This window comes from Nocardia sp. NPDC004568, from assembly GCF_040609955.1.
In the GTDB taxonomy this organism is placed as follows: Bacteria; Actinomycetota; Actinomycetes; order Mycobacteriales; family Mycobacteriaceae; genus Nocardia.
Genome location: NZ_JBEXLL010000083.1, coordinates 1 through 20,723, shown reverse-complemented (window position 1 = coordinate 20,723; position 20,723 = coordinate 1). Strand labels below are relative to the sequence as shown.

At 68.4% G+C, this 20,723-nt stretch carries 19 protein-coding genes; 10 read left to right on the top strand and 9 right to left on the bottom strand.

Annotation, left to right across the window (positions count from 1 at the left end):
- Nucleotides 1-17 precede the first annotated feature (17 nt).
- Together ABZV91_RS27725 and dxr are read right to left on the bottom strand one after the other, a co-directional pair.
- On the bottom strand, nt 18-1,220 hold the full coding sequence (locus ABZV91_RS27725; RefSeq protein ID WP_355247721.1) for a M50 family metallopeptidase: 1,203 nt from the start codon (nt 1,218-1,220) through the stop codon (nt 18-20).
- A 125-nt stretch (nt 1,221-1,345) separates the two neighbouring features.
- On the bottom strand, nt 1,346-2,485 hold the full coding sequence (gene dxr, locus ABZV91_RS27720; RefSeq protein ID WP_355247719.1) for a 1-deoxy-D-xylulose-5-phosphate reductoisomerase: 1,140 nt from the start codon (nt 2,483-2,485) through the stop codon (nt 1,346-1,348).
- A gap of 95 nt (nt 2,486-2,580) precedes the next feature.
- Between dxr and ABZV91_RS27715 the strand changes: the two genes are divergently transcribed.
- From ABZV91_RS27715 to ABZV91_RS27700, 4 genes are all read left to right on the top strand, one after another.
- Nucleotides 2,581-2,847: a DUF2631 domain-containing protein gene (locus tag ABZV91_RS27715; RefSeq protein WP_355247716.1), complete on the top strand. Its 267-nt coding sequence runs from the start codon at nt 2,581-2,583 to the stop codon at nt 2,845-2,847.
- A gap of 179 nt (nt 2,848-3,026) precedes the next feature.
- Nucleotides 3,027-4,184 (top strand): flavodoxin-dependent (E)-4-hydroxy-3-methylbut-2-enyl-diphosphate synthase, encoded by a 1,158-nt coding sequence (gene ispG, locus ABZV91_RS27710; protein ID WP_355247712.1) that lies wholly within the window; start codon nt 3,027-3,029, stop codon nt 4,182-4,184.
- Nucleotides 4,185-4,308: 124 nt separating this feature from the next.
- On the top strand, nt 4,309-5,172 hold the full coding sequence (locus ABZV91_RS27705) for a GNAT family N-acetyltransferase (protein ID WP_355247709.1): 864 nt from the start codon (nt 4,309-4,311) through the stop codon (nt 5,170-5,172).
- A gap of 62 nt (nt 5,173-5,234) precedes the next feature.
- On the top strand, nt 5,235-7,022 hold the full coding sequence (locus ABZV91_RS27700; protein ID WP_355247706.1) for a penicillin-binding transpeptidase domain-containing protein: 1,788 nt from the start codon (nt 5,235-5,237) through the stop codon (nt 7,020-7,022).
- Nucleotides 7,023-7,044: 22 nt separating this feature from the next.
- On the opposite strand, the gene ABZV91_RS27695 is transcribed toward ABZV91_RS27700, so the two are convergent.
- The 6 genes from ABZV91_RS27695 to ABZV91_RS27670 all read right to left on the bottom strand — a co-directional run bounded on the left by ABZV91_RS27695 (nt 7,045) and on the right by ABZV91_RS27670 (nt 12,784).
- Entirely contained in the window at nt 7,045-7,272 is a 228-nt protein-coding gene (locus ABZV91_RS27695; protein WP_355247703.1) for a hypothetical protein, read from the bottom strand.
- A 212-nt stretch (nt 7,273-7,484) separates the two neighbouring features.
- Nucleotides 7,485-7,976, bottom strand: a complete 492-nt coding sequence (locus ABZV91_RS27690) for a peroxynitrite isomerase (protein WP_355247700.1) — start codon at nt 7,974-7,976, stop codon at nt 7,485-7,487.
- 67 nt (nt 7,977-8,043) lie between these two features.
- A complete protein-coding gene (locus ABZV91_RS27685; protein ID WP_355247697.1) occupies nt 8,044-8,571 on the bottom strand; it encodes a hypothetical protein in 528 nt (175 codons plus the stop codon).
- Nucleotides 8,572-8,670: 99 nt separating this feature from the next.
- Complete coding sequence (locus tag ABZV91_RS27680; protein ID WP_355247745.1) at nt 8,671-9,996, bottom strand: APC family permease; 1,326 nt, start codon at nt 9,994-9,996, stop codon at nt 8,671-8,673.
- Nucleotides 9,997-10,160: 164 nt separating this feature from the next.
- Nucleotides 10,161-11,030 (bottom strand): helix-turn-helix transcriptional regulator, encoded by an 870-nt coding sequence (locus ABZV91_RS27675; protein ID WP_355247695.1) that lies wholly within the window; start codon nt 11,028-11,030, stop codon nt 10,161-10,163.
- 125 nt (nt 11,031-11,155) lie between these two features.
- A complete protein-coding gene (locus ABZV91_RS27670) occupies nt 11,156-12,784 on the bottom strand; it encodes a class I adenylate-forming enzyme family protein (protein WP_355247692.1) in 1,629 nt (542 codons plus the stop codon).
- A 767-nt stretch (nt 12,785-13,551) separates the two neighbouring features.
- Between ABZV91_RS27670 and ABZV91_RS27665 the strand changes: the two genes are divergently transcribed.
- The 5 genes from ABZV91_RS27665 to ABZV91_RS27645 all read left to right on the top strand — a co-directional run bounded on the left by ABZV91_RS27665 (nt 13,552) and on the right by ABZV91_RS27645 (nt 18,027).
- A complete protein-coding gene (locus ABZV91_RS27665; RefSeq protein ID WP_355247742.1) occupies nt 13,552-13,911 on the top strand; it encodes a DUF4254 domain-containing protein in 360 nt (119 codons plus the stop codon).
- 241 nt (nt 13,912-14,152) lie between these two features.
- Nucleotides 14,153-14,848: a GntR family transcriptional regulator gene (locus tag ABZV91_RS27660; protein WP_355247739.1), complete on the top strand. Its 696-nt coding sequence runs from the start codon at nt 14,153-14,155 to the stop codon at nt 14,846-14,848.
- 69 nt (nt 14,849-14,917) lie between these two features.
- Entirely contained in the window at nt 14,918-15,781 is an 864-nt protein-coding gene (gene map, locus ABZV91_RS27655; RefSeq protein WP_355247690.1) for a type I methionyl aminopeptidase, read from the top strand.
- The gene (locus tag ABZV91_RS27650; RefSeq protein ID WP_355247687.1) at nt 15,778-17,379 is read left to right on the top strand and encodes a cobyric acid synthase; all 1,602 of its coding nucleotides are present in this window, start codon (nt 15,778-15,780) and stop codon (nt 17,377-17,379) included. The genes map and ABZV91_RS27650 overlap by 4 nt, the downstream gene beginning before the upstream one ends.
- A gap of 84 nt (nt 17,380-17,463) precedes the next feature.
- Entirely contained in the window at nt 17,464-18,027 is a 564-nt protein-coding gene (locus ABZV91_RS27645; protein ID WP_355247684.1) for an alpha/beta hydrolase, read from the top strand.
- Between the two features lies 1 nt (nt 18,028).
- Here the strand turns inward: ABZV91_RS27645 and ABZV91_RS27640 are convergent, their stop codons facing one another.
- Entirely contained in the window at nt 18,029-19,060 is a 1,032-nt protein-coding gene (locus tag ABZV91_RS27640) for an alpha/beta hydrolase (RefSeq protein ID WP_355247681.1), read from the bottom strand.
- 327 nt (nt 19,061-19,387) lie between these two features.
- Here ABZV91_RS27640 and mqo point away from each other — a divergent pair.
- A partial coding sequence (mqo, locus tag ABZV91_RS27635; RefSeq protein ID WP_355247679.1) for a malate dehydrogenase (quinone) occupies nt 19,388-20,723 on the top strand: 1,336 nt, incomplete at its 3' end.

Genomic DNA, 20,723 nt, shown 5'->3' with positions numbered 1-20,723 from the left:
TCGTCACTCGTACGCGATCAAGGGAAGAGCTGGATGGGATTGATGATGTCGGCCGCGAGGGTGAGCAGCATGTAGGCGCCACCGACGACGACCGCGACATAGGTGAGCGGAAGCAGTTTCAGGTAGTCCACCGGAGCGCCGGGGGCCAATCCCTTCCAGCCGCGAACGGTGTTGCGGATCTTCTCGTAGAGCACCACCGCGATATGGCCACCGTCCAGTGGCAGCAGCGGCAGGATGTTGAACGCGCCCAGGAAGAAATTCAAGCTGGCCAGGATGAGGATGAAAGCGTTCCAGTAACCGCGTTCGGCGGTTTCGCCACCGATCTTGCTGGCGCCGTACACACTGACCGGGGTCTCCCGGTCGCGTTCGCCTCCGGTGACCGCGTCCCACAGCGACGCCACCTTGGCCGGCATCTGCGCCAGCGACTGGAAGGTGCGGATGAACATCTCGCCGGTGAAAGCGGCCGAGGCGGGAATCGCGCCGAGGACGCTGTACTGGACCGGCTCGTAGAACTCCTGGCCGACCCCGACGACACTCACCTCGCGGCCGGGGCCGCCGTCGCGGGGGTAGCGCACGGCCTGTTCCGGGACGACCTCGAGAGTCAGCGTCTGCCCGTCGCGGTCGACGGTATAGGTGAACGGTCCATCCTGCTGCTGGGTGCGGGTCTGGAACTCCTCCCAGGTGTCCACCTTCTCGCCGTTGATCGCGGTGACCACATCGCCGCGCTGCAGGCCGGCGCGCTGGGCCGGACCCGGGCCGGTGCAGGTGCCGAGGGTGCGGTCGGGGTTCTGCGGCGCGACGCAGCTCATATCGCCGATCGCGGTTTCCGGCGGCTGGTTCAGGTTCGGCAGGCCCCAGCCGACCGCCAGCACGACGATGAGCAGGAAGCCCAGCAGGAAATTCATCCCGATCCCGCCGGACATCACCACGAGGCGTTTCCAGGTGGCCTGCCGGTACATGGCCCGGTCGACCTCTTCGGGTTCCAGTTCGTCGAGCGCGGTCATTCCGGCGATATCGCAGAACCCGCCGAGCGGCAGCCATTTGACGCCGTATTCGGTCTCTCCGCGCCGGAAGGAGAACATTTTCGGCCCGAACCCGATGAAATACCGGCGTACCTTCATGCCGGTGGCCTGAGCGGTCCACATGTGCCCGCATTCGTGCAGCGCGATCGAAATCGTGATGCCGAGGGCGAACAGCACGAACCCCAACACGAACAGCATGTGGTCTACAGCCCTCCTGCGGTGCGCAGATCATTACTCGCGGCCCGCACAGAGACCGGAGCGGCCGCGAGCACGTGTCCACAGTAACCGCCCGCGTGCGGTGCCTCGACCATCCGCGACATCGATTACCGCTGTACGAGGGTACGGGCCCGGTCGCGTGCCCACTGGTCGGCCGCGAGTACTTCGGCGAGTTCGGTGGGTTCGGCGCGCCACCGGTCGGCGTCGCGTACCGCCTGCTCCACGGTGCGCACGATCTCCGTGAACCGGATCCGGCCGTCGAGAAAGGCCTGTACCGCGACCTCGTTGGCGGCGTTGTACACGGCGGTGACACAACCGCCCGCGGTACCGGCTTCCCGGGCCAGTTCCACCGCTGGGAACACCTCGTGGTCCACGGGTTCGAAGGTCCAGGTGGCGGCGGTGCCGAAATCACAGGGAGTGGCGGCCCCGGGCACCCGGTCCGGCCAGCCCAGCGCCAGGGCGATCGGCAGCTTCATATCGGGCGGGCTGGCCTGGGCGAGGGTCGAGCCGTCGGTGAAGGTGACCATGGAATGCACGATGGATTGCGGGTGCACGGTGACCTCGATGCGGTCGTAGGGGATGCCGAACAGGAGATGCGTTTCGATCAGTTCCAGCCCCTTGTTGACCAGGGAGGCCGAGTTCAGGGTGTTCATCGGGCCCATGGACCAGGTCGGATGGGTTTTCGCCTCGGCGGGGTGCACGCCGTCCAGCATGTCGGTGGTCCAGCCGCGGAACGGTCCGCCGGACGCCGTGAGCACCAGGGTGGCCACCTCTTCGGCCCGTCCGCCGCGCAGGCACTGGGCCAGCGCCGAATGCTCCGAATCCACCGGCACCAGCTGGCCCGGGCGGGCGGCCCGGGTGACCAGCGACCCGCCCGCCACCAGCGACTCCTTGTTCGCCAGCGCCAGTGTCGCGCCGGTTTCCAACGCGGCCAGCGTCGGCTCCAGACCCAGCGACCCGACCAGCGCGTTGAGTACGACGTCGGCCTCGGTGCGCCGGACCAGTTCGGTCACCGCGCCCGCGCCGGTCAACGGGACCCCCAGTTCGGCGCCCGCGACCGGGTCGGCCACGGCCACCGCGGTCGTGCCGGTGGCGGCCATCTGCGCGGCGAGCAGGTCGGTGTTCCCGCCACCCGCGGCCAGGCCCACGACTTCGAATCTGTCCGGGTTCGCGGCGATCACCTCGAGCGCCTGGGTGCCGATGGACCCGGTGCTGCCGAGCAGGAGGACTCTGCGGAGATCTGACACCTGCCCATTGTCACCGACCGTGCCCCTGCTGGCTACGACGGGCGGTCGTATGCCACGATATCGGGCAGTATCCGTTCTCTCGAGGAGGAGCGATCGTGGCCGCCACGGAAGTCGAACCCACCAGCGACAAGGCTGTCGTCACCAAGGTGGACCCCGCAGAGGTTCCGTCGGCGGCCTGGGGCTGGAGTGGGGAATCCCGCCGGACGTTCCAGGTGGCCGCGGTCGTGGTGATCGTGATCCTGCTGGGCATGCTGAAGGGCAATCACCACGGCAAGGTCGAGGATCTCTACCTCATCGGATTCGCCGCCGTCCTGGCGATCCTCGTGATCCGGGACGTGCTGCTACGCCGCAAACCCCGGTGATCAGCCGTTTCCTCTGAGGCTCCCGCACCTCGTGCGGTCACCCGGGCTACGGCGAGATGACGTCCCGGTGACGTGCCGGTGCCGGTCCCGACTGTTGTCCATGTCTCGACGCCGCCGGTCGGGGCGGGACTACACTCGGCATCGACCGGCCGGACCAGTACGAAAGTAGGCAGCCGAAAGTGGTAAGCACAATCGGATTGGGGATGCCGACCGCACCGGCCGCGGTGCTCGCACCGCGGCGCAGAACCCGCCAGCTGATGGTGGGCGGTGTCGGTGTGGGCAGCGACCACCCGATCTCGGTGCAGTCGATGACGACGACCAAAACGCACGATGTGAACGCGACCTTGCAGCAGATCGCGGAGCTCACCGCCTCGGGCTGCGATATCGTGCGGGTGGCGTGCCCGCGGCAGGAGGATGCCGACGCGCTACCCACGATCGCGAAGAAATCGCAGATCCCGGTGATCGCCGATATCCATTTCCAGCCGCGCTACATCTTCGCCGCCATCGATGCGGGCTGCGCGGCGGTCCGGGTGAATCCGGGCAACATCAAAGAATTCGACGGCCGGGTGAAAGAGGTCGCCAAGGCAGCCGGTGCCGCCGGTATCCCGATCCGGATCGGAGTGAACGCCGGTTCCCTCGACAAGCGGATGATGGCCAAGTACGGCAAGGCCACTCCGGAAGCGCTGGTGGAGTCGGCGCTGTGGGAGGCGAGCCTGTTCGAGGAACACGGATTCGGCGATATCAAGATCTCGGTGAAGCACAACGACCCGGTGGTGATGGTCGAGGCGTACCGGCAGCTGGCCGCGCAGTGCGACTACCCGTTGCACCTCGGTGTCACCGAGGCGGGCCCGGCATTCCAGGGCACCGTGAAATCCGCGGTCGCGTTCGGCGCGTTGCTGAGCGAGGGGATCGGCGACACCATCCGCGTCTCGCTGTCCGCGCCGCCGGTCGAGGAAGTGAAGGTGGGCGGGCAGATTCTGCAGTCGCTGAACCTGCGGCCCCGCAAGCTGGAGATCGTGTCCTGCCCGTCCTGTGGTCGCGCGCAGGTCGATGTGTACACCCTGGCCAACGAGGTCACCGCGGGCCTGGACGGCCTGGAGGTGCCGCTGCGGGTCGCGGTCATGGGCTGCGTGGTGAACGGCCCGGGCGAGGCTCGCGAGGCCGATCTCGGCGTGGCCTCCGGGAACGGCAAGGGGCAGATCTTCGTCAAGGGCGAAGTCGTGAAGACGGTGCCCGAGGCGCAGATCGTGGAAACTCTCATCGAAGAGGCCATGCGGATCGCCGAGGAGATGGGTGAGGACGCCGGGACCGGAGAACCGGTCGTCAGCGTGGGCTGAGTGCCCCGCGCCACCGGCTCGCCGGAGCGGCGAGCCGGTGTGTCCTGCCCGATCCGTACGCGCCGCGCGGACGCTTTCCGGATATTCGTACCGTCCCGGCACGGTTCATGGCAGGCTGTTGTAGGTGCGGAGTCTGCTGGAGCCGACCCGGCGCGCGAAATACGTTCCCGCGCGTCAGCTCGCCAAGCGGGACCTTGCGCAGGTACTCCGGGTCCTCGACGATGATCCGGTGGCCACCTGCATGGTCGCCGCCCGGTTACAGGAATACGGTCTGGACAACCGGTGCGGTCAGGGTGAGCTGTGGAGTCACGGCGGCCCCTCGGAATCATTGTGCTTCTCCGGGGTGAATCTCATCCCGCTGCGCGGCGGGCGTGAGGCGCTGCGCGCCTTCGCTGACCGGGCCATCCGGTGGCCCCGGATGTGCTCGTCGGTGGTCGGCCGGCAGGAGCTCGCGCTGCCGCTGTGGGAGATGCTCGCCGACCACTGGGGTCCGGAACGGGAGGTGCGCGCCGCACAGCCGCTGCTGGCACTCACCGAGACCGCCGTATCGACCGCCGACCCGCAGGTGCGCCAGGTCCGTCCCGACGAGCTCGACCGGTATCTCGCGGCGGCGATCGCGATGTTCATCGAGGAGGTCGGGATCGATCCGCGGGCCGGGGACGGGGGCCGCGGATATCGGCGTCGGGTGGCGGGACTGATCGAGGCCGGCCGGGCCTGGGCGCGGTTCGCGGATGGCGAGGTGGTGTTCAAGGCGGAGGTGGGTGCGCAGTCCCGGCGCACCGGGCAGATCCAAGGTGTCTGGGTGCATCCGGAGCACCGGGGCCGGGGACTGGGCACGGCGGGTACGGCGGCGGTGGCCAATTCGGTGGTGGCCTCGGGGCGGACCGCGAGCCTGTACGTCAACGACTACAACGAGGTGGCCCGGCGAGCCTATCGGGCGGTCGGTTTTCGTCAGATCGCCACGTTCGCCACTGTTCTGCTCGACTGACCCGGACCGGATCCGGTGTGCCGCAGGTGATCACCGGCTCCGGTCGCCTACGATCGGCTCCGATGACGATCCGATCGGTACTCGTGATCGCGGTCGCGGCGCTCGCGTTCGCCGTGACCGGTTGTGCGGCGGGCTCCTCCGGGCCGATCACCGCCGCGGACGGTTTCCTCGGCGCGTTCACCGCGCGTGATATCGAAGCGGCCGCCGATCGGACCACCCGGCCCGAAAAAGCCTTCGCCGCATTGACTTCGGCGTGGGACGAACTGGGCGCCGAAGAACTGCACACCGACACCGGCGCCGCCCGCATCACCGGTGACACCGCCACCGTCGACTACACCTACGAATGGCGGCTGCCCGGCGGCCGCACCTGGACCTATGCGGGGCAGTTGCCGATGGTGCGCAGCGGGGGTTCGTGGACGGTGCGCTGGAGCGGCACGGCCGTGCATCCGCGACTCGGCGATACCCAGACCATGGCACTGTCCGTACAGCCCGCGCCGCGGGCCCGGGTCAACGAACAGTCCGGCAGCGATGTCCTGGTGCCGGGCACCGTCTCGCGGGTGACCTTCGACGCCACCGACAGTGCCGAACCGCAGCGGGTGGCGACGGCCCTGTCCCGGGCGCTGGTCGATATCGACGAGCGGCTCACTCCGGAGCGGATCCTGGATTCCGCGCGCGCCGCCGACGGGGTGTACACGGTGATCGTGCTGAACGAGGTCGAGTTCGGCCGGGCGGGACCCCAGTTGATCGGGCTCCCGGGCGTGCGGGTGACCCAGGAGTGGGATATGACGCCCACCGATCGGAAATTCGCCCCCGACCTGATGACCCAGGTCCGGCAGGCGGTGATCGACGATGTCGACGGACGGTCCGGCTGGCGGGTGGTGGCCCGCAATGCCGGTGGTGCCGAGACCGGCGTGCTGCACGAGGTGGCGGCGCAACCGGCGCCCTCCTTCGCGCTGAGTGTGGACCGCCGCATCCAGAACGCGGCCCAGCGTGCGGTCGACGGCCGCCGGGAGCAGACCATGATGGTGGTGATCGAGCCGTCGACCGGCGGAATCCTGGCGGTGGCGCAGAACGCGGCCGCCGACCGGGACGGACCGGTGGCGACCATCGGCCAGTACCCGCCGGGCTCGGTGTTCAAAACGGTGACCGCGGCGGCCGCGATGGCCCACGGTATCGCGACACCCGATACCGTGGTTTCCTGCCCCGGTGCGGTCACCATCGGCGAGCGGATGATCCCGAACTACAACGGATTTTCCGTGGGTGAGGTACCCATGACGACCGCCTACGCGCGCTCGTGCAACACCTCGTTCGCTCGATTGGCCAGCGAATTGCCGGCCTCCGCCCTCACCGACAGCGCGGCGGCTTTCGGTATCGGACCGGATTACACCGTGGCGGGCCTGCCGACTTTCTCCGGCTCGGTGCCCGCGACCGACGACCGCACGCAGCGCACCGAGGACGGGATCGGCCAGGGCCGGGTGGTGGTGAGCCCCTTCGGTATGGCTGTGCTGGCCGCGGCCGTCGCGTCCGGGTCGGCGCCGACTCCCTATGTGATCGCGGGGCGGGAGACGGTGGTCGACGGTCCGCGGCCGGTCCTCGCGCCGGAAGTGGTGCGCGGGTTGCGGGCGATGATGCGGCAGGTGGTCGTCGCGGGTACCGCGGAGCGGATCGCCGATCAGGGGGAGGTGTTCGGCAAGACCGGCGAAGCGGAGGTGGAGGGTGGTTCGCATTCCTGGTTCGTCGGGTACCGGGGCGATATCGCCTTCGCGACACTGCTGGTCAGAGGCGGAAGTTCGGATAACGCGGTGGCGGTGACGCGGGATATGCTGGCGGCGCTGCCCGCGGGGTACTGATACCGGCCGTCACCCCGAGCCTTCACTGGCCGGTGGACTCGGGGTCAGTAGCGGTCGCATACCGGTGACCGATCTCGGTGACGCGAGTATCGGTCGTCAGTGAATCGCTGACCCGGGCGGGCGCGACGACCGACACGGTCCGGTCGTCGACCGGTGCCGACGAAGCGGTATCGGTCCCCAGGATCTCGACGACTCCGGCGCCTCCCAGGATCAATCCGGCGGTGATGAAAGCAACGGTGAAACGCTTCATTTCCGGCTCCCTCCGATTCAGAGGTTCGACAGACAGCGAGCTCGGAATGCGCTGGCGACCGGGCTCTGCGGAAGAGTTATCTGATGATTAGCTGCTCAGGCCAACCTAAGCAGGGAGTACCCACCGAGACAAGACGGAAAGTTGGATTGAACCGATGACGAGCAAATCGTGATCCAGGCGGCGTTATCCGTGATCCACTCGTTACGTTCCATTCAGATTTTGTGCAGACTCGCTGCGAGGTGATCCTGTAACGGCAGTCCTACGGCACCCATCTGCAGGGCGTAGTCGATGACGCCGCCGTGCATGTGCACCGTCCGGCTGAGGGCGGTGACCGATTTGGCCGTGCTGCTCAGACCGATCGCGGTCGACTCCAGCTCGAGTCGGACCTCGTCGTCGCCGAGGGTGAGTTTTCCCTCGCAGATCTCGGTGATCCCGGTGGGGTGGGAGACGATGAGCTCCACCCGGTCGGGGCCGGGGCAGCGCAGATATCCGGTCTCCACATGAAGTGGGCGGTTGTCGTCGGCGTGCCGGGTACGTTGCCGGTAGGTCAGGAAGGGCCGGCCCAGATGCCCGAAAGTGATCTCTTCCAGATAACCGAAGGGTTCGATCGTCGGGTAGTCACCCTGGCCGCGACCGCGCCAGGTGCCCAGCAAACCGGCCAGCGGGGCAATAGCGGGATGCGGGGGTGTCTGCGGTTCGGCCACGGCCCACAAGCGTAGCCGCTCGGCCGGTGTCCGCGGCACGGTGCCCGTCCCCGTGCCGCATCCGCCGCTATTTGTTGCGGCGGCGCTTGAACGGCCAGAAGGAGCGGGTGCGCCGTCGGGGCAGTGCCGCGTAGACCATGGTCATCTCGGCGAAGACCCCCGCCTCGCGTTCCCGGTCGGGGCCGAAATCGTCGCGCCCCAGGATCTGGGTGATCGATCCGGGGGCGATGGTGGCGAGCGCGTCGAGCAGTGAGGCATTGAGCGCACCCAGCGAGATGCGGGTGGTGTCGGGGTCCTCGGCCCCCGGGCCGCCGTGCCCCAGCAGCATATGGCCGATCGCGTGCAGCACGATGTGGTCCGCATTGCGACCGGAGGCCGACGCGTCGTAGACGATGATGTCGTCGTTCTTGCGGGCGATCCAGAGGCCGTTGCCGTTGCATCCGAGATCGGCCAGCGCCGACCGGTGGGCCGGCTGTAACGAGATCGGCCGCTTGCGGTGCGCGGCCACCTCGGCGAGGTAGGCGTTGAGGTTCCACGGGCTGGGCAGGGGCACCGACCCAGCCGCATCGCCGAACCTGGCGTCCATGCTTGTCATCGGCGAATACGTTACCGATCGCACGTCGACTCGTCACTTCCGCGAATTCCCGCGCACCGGTGCGGAACCGGCGACCTGCGCGGACGGCGCGGCGGACCGTCACACGTCGGCCCCCGGGCCCAGGGGCCGGACATTGTGCTGTTTGTTCCACAGCGCGGTGAAAGCCCAGAGCACGACGCCGACGATCAGCAGCACCCCGGCGATGGCGTACTGCTGAGGGTTGCGGTCGGTGAAAGGGGTGGCCAGATAGGCACAGCACACCGCGCCGAGCACGGGCAGTGGCGTGGGGGTGCGGAAGTGGTCGTGCGCCACCCGGTCCCGCCGGAGCACGAGTACCGCGATATTCACGATGGTGAACACCCCGAGCAGCAGCAGGGCGGTGGTGCCACCGAGTTCGGGTACCTGGTCGACAAAGGTGAGCAGGCCGAAGGCCAGCAGGGTGGTGAACAGGATCGCGATATGCGGGGTACGCCGGCTCCGGTTGACCCGGCCCAGGGACCGGGGGATCACCTTGTGCTTGGCCATGCCGTACAGCAGCCGGCTGGCCATCAGCATATTGATCAGGGCCGAATTGGCCACCGCGAACATCGTGATGAACGCGAAGACCTGCGTGGGGAACCCGGGTGCCCTGATCTCCACCACCTGCAGCAGCGGGGTGTCGCTCTCGGACAGGGTGTCCGGTGGGACCAGCGCCACCGCCGTGATCGACACCATCACGTAGATCGCTCCGGTGATCAGCAATCCGGTGAGCAGGATTCTGGGAAAGATCTTGGTGGGTTCTTTGGTCTCCTCGGCCATGTTCACCGAATCCTCGAAACCGACCATCGCGAAGAAGGCCAGTGTCGTCGCCGCGACGACGCCGCCGAACGCGGTGCGGTCACCGGTGTCGAATTCGACGACGCGGCCGAAGTCGCCGTTACCGAATCCCAGTGCCCACAGTCCGATGCACACCACGATCAGCAGACCGGATAGTTCCACACAGGTGAGCAGGACATTGGCCTTGACGCTCTCGCCTACCCCGCGCAGGTTGATCGCGGCGACCGCCGCCATGAACGCCAAGGCGATCACGGTGAGCAGTGGCCCCTTGCCGTCGAATTCGAAGGCTTCGGCGAAATTCGCCGCGAAGGCTTTGGCCGCGGTCGCGGCGGAGGTGATACCGGAACTCATCACCGCGAACGTCACCATGAAGGTGATGAAATGGATCCTGAACGCTTTGTGGGTGTAGAGCGCGGCGCCGGCGGCCTGAGGATACTTGGTGACCAGTTCCAGATAGCTGAGACCGGTGACCAGTGCGACTCCGAAGGCGACCAGGAACGGGACCCACACCGCCCCGCCGACCTCTCCGGCCACCCGGCCGGTGAGTGCGTAGATACCGGTGCCGAGAATATCGCCGACGATGAACAGCAACAGCAGCCACGGGCCCATGACCCGTTTCAACTCGGGTTGCCGCGCCGGATCGGTCCGGTCGGTGACGTCTGCCAAGCGAACCCCTCATCTCCGCAGTGCGTGCGAGCTCTGGATCGGACAGTTCAGATCTGGGTACCCACTCCGTACGGCCCGGACTCCTCGTTCACGGGCCGTTCACCCGCTCAGGCCAGCGCTTCGGCCGCCGCGGCCGCGTCGGCGATCACCACCGCCGAATCGCGGGGACTCAGAGCCATCGCCCGCAACTGGTCGAACATGACACCGAAGCGCCGGATCTCGGTATGACCCTCGATGAGGGCGTCGCCGGAGATGCCCTCGACATAGACCAGTTCGGGATCGGTCGGGTCGGGGAAGTCGAGAATCGTGAAGGACCCGGCCATACCCGGATGCGCGCCCGCGTCGAACGGCAGGATCTGCAGGATCACGTTCTTGCGTTTGGTCGCCTCGCCCAGCCGGCGCAGCTGCCCGCTCATGACCGCCGGTCCACCCACCATCCGGCGGATCGCGGCCTCGTCGAGCACCACCCACAGTTCCAGCGGCTCGACCTTGGCCAGTACCGCCGCCCGGTCCATCCGGGCCCGGGCACGCCGTTCCAGATCCGACGCCTCCAATTTCGGCATGCACGTATCGATCACGGCCATGGCGTACTGCTCGGTCTGCAACAGGCCGGGGATGAAGGACGTCTGATAGTGCCGGGCCGACAACGCCACCGATTCGAAATTGATGTACGCGGCGTACACCTCCGACAGGCTGGCCTCGTAGGGCCGCGACATCCCGGGTTTCTGCGCGTCCGAGAGCAGCTCCAGCGCCTCCTGGCGCCGCGCCTCCTCGACACCGTAGAGATCCAGCATGGTCATCAGGGTGCGGCGTTGTGGCCGGGCTTGGGCGGTCTCGATGCGGTACAGCGTGGTCACATTGATGCCGGTGCGCGCGCTGACGTCCTCCTTGCTCAGCTTCGCGTCGTCGCGCATCTCCAGCAGCAGCACCGAGAGCCGGCGCAGCCCCGCCGTGAGGACGGTGCGTTTGCCTGCCATGTCATCCCTTTCCCTCGCGCCCGGCGCGGCCCGCCGACCACGATCCTCGCCCGCCGCGCCCTCTGTCGAGCAACAATAACGAGGAAAGCCCGGCGGCGGGGCGAGCAGTGGTCACAAACCCGTGCTCACGGCGTGATCTCGTGGCGCATCACCTTTCCGGTCGCATTGCGCGGCAGCGGCCCCGCGGTGATCGTCCAGTGTTCGGGAACCTTGAAGTACGCTAGCCGCTCGGCGACGAAACCGCGCAGTTCCTCGGCGTCGAGAGCGTCCGGATCGCCGGTCACCACGACCGCCGCGACCCGCTGCCCCAGATCCTCGTCGGGCACCCCGAGGACCGCAGATTCGCGGACCGCGGGATGTTCGTCCAGGACGTTCTCGATCTCGTTGGGGTACACGTTCTCTCCGCCGCGCAGAATGAGATCGGTACGGCGCCCGGTCATTCGGAGCCGACCGTCGATCAGGGCGCCGAAATCACCGGTCCGCATCCAGCGTTCACCGTCGAATGCGGCGGCGGTCGCCGCGTCGTCGTGCCAGTAGCCGAGCATGACGTACGGGCTGCGCACCCAGATCTCGCCTTCGGTGCCCTCGGCCACCGGATCGCCGGCGGGATCGCGGATCGCCACCGCGACACCGAGAATCGGCCGCCCGACTGTCTCCGGGTCGGCGGCGAGTTCGGCCGGGGTGGCGACGGTGGCGGCGGTACCGCTCTCGGTGAGTCCGTAACTGGTGGTGAGTGCGATCCCGGTGCCGGGCAGCCGGGCCCGCAGTCGCTGCTGCAAGGCCGGTGAGGACGGGGCCGCGTTCAGAGACAGCGCGGCGAGCGCCGACAGGTCGTAACCGGCCGCGTCGTGTTCGAGCAGCCGGGCGGCCAGGGTCGGCACGGCCCCCCAGTTGGTCACCCGCTCCCGCGCCATCAGCGACAGCACGCGGTCGGCCGCGAAAGCGCCGGTGTGCACGATCACCGCCGCGCCTGTCGCGAGCCGGGGCACGACCAGATTGTGCAGGCTGGCGATATGGAACAGCGGGGAGGTGAGCAGGAACCGCTTATCGCTGGGCTCCCGGTGCGCGCGGCCGGCCAGCGCCGCGCCGAGGGCGTCGGTGTAGCGGTGGTAGTCGGCGATCGCGATGAGGTTGCGGTGGGTGTGCACCACACCTTTGGGATGGCCGGTGGTTCCACTGGTGTAGAGGACGACGGCCGGATCGTCCTCGCCGACCGGGACCACCGGGGCCACGCCCTGATAGCCGGCGACGAGGCGGGGGAGGTCCGTCTCCGTGGTGAGGACGGGCACCCCGCTGTCGGCAGCGAGGGCGGCCCGGGCCGCGTCGGCGACGACGACCGCCGGTTCGGTGTGCCGGATACCGAATTCGACCTCCGGTCCGGCCCACCACGCGTTGTACGCGACCGCGACGGCGCCCAGACACTGCGCCGCCCAGAAGGCGATCACCCACTCGGGGCTGTTGGCGGCCAGGATGCCGATCCGGTCGCCGCGCCCGACGCCGTACCGGTCGGCCAGCGCGCGGGCCAGCGCCTGGGCGTCGGCGGCATGCTCGGTGAACGAGATCCGCCGATCGGCGGTGACCAGGTAGTCGCGGTCACCCCAGGTCCGGGAATGGTCGAGCAGTTCGCGTAATGAGCGGCGCCGGACGGCGAGCGGGGTGCCGAGCACTGTCTCGGTGGACAGTTCGAACGGTCCGCCCGGGCCGGTGAGCTCGGCGGCCGCCTGCGCGGTTCGTGGGTCGGGGGCACTGCTCATGGGTCCACATCCTTGTCGGTGACTGTCCACAGCATCCATACCGCACGGCGCGGGCCGCGCGGTGACCGACCGCCGCGGCCGGGCGGCCGTACGGCTTCGCGGGACTGGGCGAGTGTGCACGGGCCCGGGCATCCCGACGATAGGGCAAACTGTCGGCAATCGACGCGGTGTGCGCGAGCGTGCATCCCGGGTGCAAGGCCGGATCGTCACCGCGGGTTTCGGTGCGCGCCTGCGCCGGCGGTGCGAAGAGGGCCGGTGACGTCGGCCGATGCGCCCGGGGGCGTTGTGTCGCAGGACCATAGGGACCGGTATGGTTTGGCTGCGCGCCGCGCTCAGATCTCGGCACGGTTGCGATGTGGTCGCATGACGCGTTGTCGTGGCCGGTCCAGGGCGTGTTCCGGGTAATGTTCGCGGCGGCGGGGATTCGGACCGCCGACGGGAAGGATCTTGGCGGGTACGCGTTTTCGACGGGACCGCGTCCGGGTACCGCCGAAAGGATCGTTAGGCTCGCGCACGACGCTGTTCGCAACATTGCGTATCGAAGTCTTGTGTTCTTGCATATGTAAGAGCATGATCCAGCTAACCTTGTTGTGAACAACGATCCGATGTCCGGGATTACCGAATCGAGAGCCGATCATGTTGGTACAGAGTGTGATGGTGCCGGGTGAGTTCCAGGGGTGCGGATGAGCGCACCCACTCTGGGAACTCTGCCGACTGCGCCACAACTGCTGTGCGCCTTCCAAGGGCGGCGGGTCCAGGAGCGTGTGCTGTTGCGCTTCGCGCACGCGCTGGTCGAACTGCACAAGCGCCGCGCGCAGGTCCGGGATATGGCGCAGATAGCGGAAATCGACTGTCGTAGAAGAGAACTCGTGGACGACATCAACGACTGGATCACCCGCAGGATGCCGCAGCATCGCCACGGCGCCTCCCTGCACACCGAAAGCCTCGGCGCGGTGATCGACCGGATGGCGTTGAGCTGGGTGGCCGCGAACCAGGCGATCGAGGCCGACGGGGTGCGCAGCGACCGGACCCACCGGCACTGGTACCACCTCGCCGAACTGGTCGACGGTTACACCGATTTGATCGCCGAGGTAGCAGGTGGGCGCCGACGGCTACCGGTGCAGTAGGGGTTCGGCGGATCACCGCCACGTTCGGGCCGCTGAACGTCGTCGGCCTCTGCGTTGGACACGCGAAAGACCGCAGATTGTCGAATGGCCCAGACCAGATGAAACCGAACGGCGAATGCTCGGTTAACCCGTCGGTACAGGCCAATTGGAGGTAGTTTCTGCCATGAGGCAGACCGAAGGGGTTGTAGGCGCCGTGACGGCGCGCGAGGACCTCGACACAGAGGCAGCCGCGGTGCCGGGAATCACCGCCCTGTCCAAGGTTTACCGGGTACGGGCCGAACTGGACACGATGCTCGGCGAGCTGCGCCCCGGCGACCGGGTGCCCGCCGAACGGGAACTGGCCGGACGCTTCGGGGTCGCCCGGGAAACCGTCCGGCACGCCCTGCGGGATCTCGCGGTCGAGGGGCGCATCCGCCGGCAGGGCCGTGGAACCGTACTCGCCCGCCCCAAGGTGGTGCGCCCACTGGCGCCCGAGCCCGCCGGTGAGGACGGGTCCGGGGTCGTGCGCAGTCTGCTCTCCTGGGAGGACACCGAGGCCGATACCGAGATCGCCCGGGACCTCGAACTTCCGCTGCACACCCCGATCATGACCCTGGAGCGCCTGCTGCACGCCGACGGCGAGCCGATCGCGCTGGAGCGAATCGATCTGTCGCTGGACCGTTTCGGTTGGCTCCGCGCGGGTTTCGATCCGCTCGGCTCGCTGTCGGCGACGATCGGCAGTTCCGGTGTCGAGTACGGCGGGGCCACCGAACGTATCGAAACCGTGCTCGCCGCGCCCCGGGAAGCCGGGCTGCTCGGCTGCCGGCCCGCGGTTCCGCTGATCCGGGTGGTGCGCCGCGGGGTGGATACCCAGGGTCGCCCGATCGAGCGGGTCGCCGCCCTCTATCGGGGCGACCGCGTCGCGTTCGAGGTCCGTACCGGCGCCCGCGTCCGCTGAGGGCCCGGCGCGCGTCGTCCGGGACCGTTCCCGGCGACCGCCCGGCCTGCGCCGACTACTCTGGAGCGCATGTCCGTGCGTACCCGCCAGCCGCTGCTTCCAGGAACCCCCACTCCGATCCGTGAGGTCCCGCGTGGGATCGAACGGCCGGAGTACGTCTGGAAGAAAACGGCCCAGGAGGGTTCCGAGCCGTGGGTGCAGACCTCCGAGACCATCGAGAAGATGCGGATCGCCGGCCGGATCGCCGCCCGGGCGCTGGCCGAGGCGGGTAAGGCCGTCGCCCCGGGTGTCACCACCGACGAACTCGACCGGATCGCCCACGAGTACATGTGCGACCACGGCGCCTACCCGTCGACCCTCGGGTACAAGGGTTTCCCCAAATCGTGCTGCACCTCGCTCAACGAGGTGATCTGCCACGGTATCCCCGACAGTACGGTGGTTCAGGACGGTGACATCGTCAATATCGATGTCACCGCCTACATTCACGGCGTGCACGGCGACACCAATGCCACCTTCCTCGCCGGCGAGGTCGACGAAGAGGTGAAACTGCTTGTCGAACGCACCGAGGAGGCGACCGCGCGGGCCATCAAGGCGGTGCGCCCCGGCCGGGCGCTCAATGTCATCGGCCGGGTGATCGAGTCCTACGCGAACCGTTTCGGCTACGGCGTGGTCCGGGATTTCACCGGGCACGGGGTCGGGCCGACCTTCCACAGTGGCCTGGTGATCCTGCACTACGACCAGCCCGCGGTCGAGTCGGTGATCGAACCGGGCATGACCTTCACCATCGAACCCATGATCAATCTGGGCGGTATCGACTACGAGATCTGGGACGACGGCTGGACCGTGGTCACCAAGGACCGCAAGTGGACGGCCCAGTTCGAGCACACCCTGGTGGTCACCGAGACCGGCGCCGAGATCCTCACGCTGCCGTGAGCGGGCCCGGCGGGGCGCTGCTGATCGCCGGGACGACCTCCGACGCGGGCAAGAGCGTGGTGGTCGCCGGTATCTGCCGGATGCTGCGGCGGCGCGGGGTGCGGGTGGCGCCGTTCAAGGCGCAGAACATGTCGAACAACTCCGTGGTGACCCTGGACGGTGGGGAGATCGGGCGGGCCCAGGCACTGCAGGCCCAGGCGTGCGGGCTGGAACCGAGTGTGCGGTTCAACCCCGTCCTGCTGAAGCCCGGAAGCGACCGGCGGTCGCAGCTGGTGGTGCGCGGCCGGGTGGTGGATACGGTGGGCGCCGCGGACTATTTCACCCACCGCACCCGGTTACGCGAGGTGGTGGCCGCCGAGCTCGCGGCCCTGCGGGCGGAATTCGATGTGGTGATCTGCGAGGGGGCCGGCTCGCCCGCCGAGATCAATCTGCGCGCCACCGATCTGGCGAATATGGGCCTGGCGCGGGCCGCGGAGCTGCCGGTGCTCGTGGTCGGCGATATCGACCGGGGCGGGGTGCTGGCCCATCTCTTCGGGACGCTCGCGGTCCTGGAACCCGCGGACCAACGGCTGATCGCCGGATTCGTCATCAACAAGTTCCGCGGCGACGTGGAGCTGCTGCGGCCGGGCCTGGACGAGCTGACCGCGCGTACCGGGCGTCCGGTACTTGGCGTGCTGCCGTACTGCGACGAGCTGTGGATCGATGCCGAGGATTCGCTGGGCACCGTGGCCGGCGCCGCGGTGGGCCGGCCCGCCGCCCCGATCGGCCGCGAATGGCTCACCGTCGCCGCCGTGCGCCTGCCGCGAATATCGAATTCGACCGATGTGGAAGCGCTGGCCTGCGAACCCGGTGTCACGGTGCGCTGGGTGAGCGACCCCGCGGCCCTGGCCGGCGCCGACCTGGTCGTCCTGCCCGGGAGCAAGGCCACCGTGGACGATCTGGCCTGGCTGCGACGTACCGGTATCGCCGACGCGCTGATCCGCCGCGCCGCGGTGGGCGGACCGATCCTGGGCATCTGCGGGGGTTATCAGATGCTGGGCCGCCGGATCGTGGACACCGTGGAATCGGGCGCGGGGGAGGTGGCCGGGCTGGGACTGCTGGATATGGATATCGAATTCGGCCGTCGGAAGGTGCTGCGCCGGACGACCGCGGCCGGTGCGCGGGTCGCGCCGGATACGCCCGCGACCGGGTACGAGATCCATCACGGCCGGGTCCGGCGGACCGCCGAGCAGCCGTGGCTGTATGTCACCGGCTGGGCGGAGGCGGCGGACGGCGCCGATCCGGTGACCGGGGAGCGTATCCCGGAGGGGGCGGCGCGCGGAGCGGTCTGGGGAACCCATCTGCACGGGCTTCTGGAATCCGACGAATTCCGGCGGGGCTGGCTGACCGAGGTCGCCCGGTGCGCCGGGCGCTCCGGGTTCACGGTGGCTCCCGGGACCCGGGTGGGTGCGGTGCGGGCCGGGCAATTGGACCTGCTGGCCGATCTGGTCTCCGCGCATCTGGATGTCGCCGGGCTGGACCGGCTCCTCGCCGAGGGCGTCCCGGCCGGGCTGCCGAGTGTCGGTGCCACGCTGGAAGCGCTGTCGGGCGCGGGCTGATCGCCGCCGGCCTCGCGTCACGATCGCGGCGCTGTTGACCCACGCGACCCCACGGCAGGGGTGCGCGGTGTAGCGTCAACCGGCATGGAATCTCGGCGCATCGCGGTCGGTGACCGGGACTGGACGGTGCGGGTGGACGGGCCGGTGACCCAGCACAGCGTGCTGCTGCTCCCCGATTCCGGCGATCCACCGGACGTCTACGACCGGGTGTGTGCCCGGCTGCACAGTTCCGATCTGCGGACCATCGTGTTCGAAACGGCCGAGGGGCTCGATACCGCCGGGGTGTACGCGGCCCTCGACGAGCTCGGCGTGCCCTGGGCCAATGTCGCCGGCCGGGGCGCCGGCGCCAGCGTGGCGTGGGAGGTCTGCGCGAAGGGTTTCGGCCGCTTCGTGAGCCTGGTGGTCGCCGATCGCGGGCATCCGGCCGTACCCGACGAGGACGGGGCGGTGCTCGACGCCGCCTGTCCGGCGGTCGAACTGCCCACCACCGTGCTGGTGACCAAACGGCTGCCGCGTCCGGTGGCCGACAGTTCCGGCCGCCACGTGTACGGCGAGTTCCGGGTGGTGGGCATCGATGTCGACAATGTCGCCACCGAAGCCGATCAGCAGTTCGCGACCGAGATCGTGCTGCGGACCAGTATGTGGTGACTCAGGCCGGCCGGGCGGCCAGCCAGTCGAGCCAGTTGTCCAGTTCCCGGAAGGCCTCGGTGCGCGGGCCCGCGGCGGACAGGAACACATCGTGGCGGGCTCCGTCGATCGGGACGATATTGGTGCGGTCGCCCAGGCAACCGGCCCAGCGCTGGATCTGCGCGACGTCGAGGACCGCGTCCGCGACGTCCACCGCGGGCCCGTATTCGCGGGCGAACCTGGTGAGTTTGGACCGCAGCAGCAGCGCGGGCACGCCGATGTCCAGGCCGCGGTGCAGCCGCGCCTGGCCCAGCCGGATCGCGCGCAACCAGCCCGCACGTACGGGGAACCCGTACCGCGGCTTCCAGTCCAGGTCGTAGTCCCATTCCCCGGCCCCGCTGTGGTGCAGGCTGTCGCCGTAGGCACTGGATTTGCCCAGCGGTAGCGCCGACTTCGCCCGGAAACGACCGACCGTCTTGATGAGCTGGGTGCCCACCGTCCTCACATAGGCCGGGCCCTGGAGATCGAACCACGGGCTGTTCAGCACCAGCCCGCTGATACCCGCGGCCGCCGTGCCCCCGGCGCGCTGCCGCCGGTCCAGCCACAGCGAGGTCACCAGGCCGCCGGTCGAATGCGCCACCACCAGCACCTTCCCCGGTGTCTCGCCGGTGATCAGCCGGAGCGAATCGTCGAGTTCCCGGTCGTAGAGGGTCAGATCGCTGATGAAATGAGGCGTCTGGCCGGGCTGGAGTGACCGGCCGCACTTGCGCAGGTCCAGCGCGTAGAAACGGTGCCCGCGGGCGGTGAAGTGCTCGGCGACATGGCGCTGGAAGAAATAGTCGGTGAACCCGTGCACATACAGCACCGCGTCGGCCGTGGCAACGGCGTCGGCCGGGGGGAGATGCCGCACCAGGGTGGCGACGATATCGCCCTCGCCGTCGGGGTCGGGCCCCAGTTCCAGGGTGCGATATTCGTACTCGTCCCCGAGGACATCCGGCTGCCAGTCGGCGGCTCGGCCGAGGGCACTGATACCGGCCGCGGATTCGTTCGTCACGCCTCCAATCTAGGCGACCGATGAGTAGCAACGGCAGGCCCGAAGGTGACGCGGAGGAGGAATCTACGTCACAATCGCCGCCCGGGCTGCGGATTCCGCGCGTGTCGAGGTGCACAATTGGCAATAGTGAACGATGGGTAACCTACATTCGGCCGAGCCCGGAGGGCTCACCATCGCGACCCGTACACAACTGCACAACGCGCCCGTGCCCCAGCGGGCCGCATCCATGGATGTGCGCCCCGCGCATCAGGACAAGGAAGTCGAACACCCGTGCCGAACGCTGCCCAGACTGAAAAGACCGATGTAGTCCTCATCGGTGCCGGCATCATGAGCGCCACTCTCGGCGCGCTGCTGCGTCAGCTGCAGCCGGACTGGTCGATCTCGGTGTTCGAACGGCTGGACGCCGCTGCGGCCGAGAGCAGTGATCCGTGGAACAACGCCGGTACCGGTCATTCGGCGCTGTGTGAGCTCAATTACAGCCCGCAGAAGCCGGACGGTTCGGTCGATATCGGCAAGGCCGTCGATATCAACGAGCGGTTCCAGGTCTCCCGCCAGTTCTGGGCCTACGCGGTGGAGAACGGGATCCTCGGTGATCCCTCCCGCTTCATCAATCCCATCCCGCACGTGAGTTTCGTACACGGCGCCGCGGACGTGCAGTATCTGCGCAAGCGGTACGAGGCGCTCTCCCGGCATCCGTTGTTCGCCGGCATGGAGTACATCGACAGCCCGGACGAGTTCGCTCGCAGGCTCCCGCTGATGTCCCGGGGCCGCGATTTCTCCGATCCGATCGCTCTCAACTGGTCCGACGGCGGCACCGATATCGATTTCGGTTCGCTCACCAAGGAACTGCTCGCCTATATCGGCGCCAGCGGCGGGGAGATCGGTTTCGGTAACGAGGTTCGTAACCTGACCAAGCAGAAGGACGGTAGCTGGAAGGTCACGGTGCGCAACACCCGGACCGGACGCACCCGCACCCTGATCAGCAAATTCGTCTTCGTGGGCGCGGGCGGCGGGGCGCTGCCGCTGCTGCAGAAGGCGGGAATCAAGGAGATCCGCGGTTTCGCGGGCTTCCCGGTCTCGGGTCAGTTCCTGCGGTGTACCAACCCGGAGCTGATCGACGAGCACGCGGCCAAGGTTTACGGCAAGGCGGCGGTCGGTGCGCCGCCGATGTCGGTCCCGCATCTGGACACCCGGATCATCAAGGGCAAGCCGGGGCTGCTGTTCGGCCCCTACGCCGGATGGACCCCCAAGTTCCTCAAGGACGGCAGCAACGCCGACCTGTTCAAGTCGATCAAACCCGGCAACCTGGTACCGATGCTCGGTGTCGGCGTCACCGAGTTGAGCCTGGTCAAATACCTGGTCACCGAGCTGATGAAATCGCAATCCGGCCGGGTGTACACCATGGAGGAGTTCATCCCGCGCGCCGAGGGCCGGGACTGGGAACTCATCACGGCCGGGCAGCGGGTGCAGGTGATCCGCCGTAAGGGCGTCGGCGGTGTCCTCGAACTGGGTACCGCCGTCATCGCGGCGCAGGACGGTTCCATCGCCGGCCTGCTGGGCGCCTCGCCCGGCGCCTCCACCTGCGTCACCGCCATGCTGGACGTGCTGGAGCGCTGCTTCCCGGCCGAGTACCAGCAGTGGACGCCCAAACTGAAGGAAATGG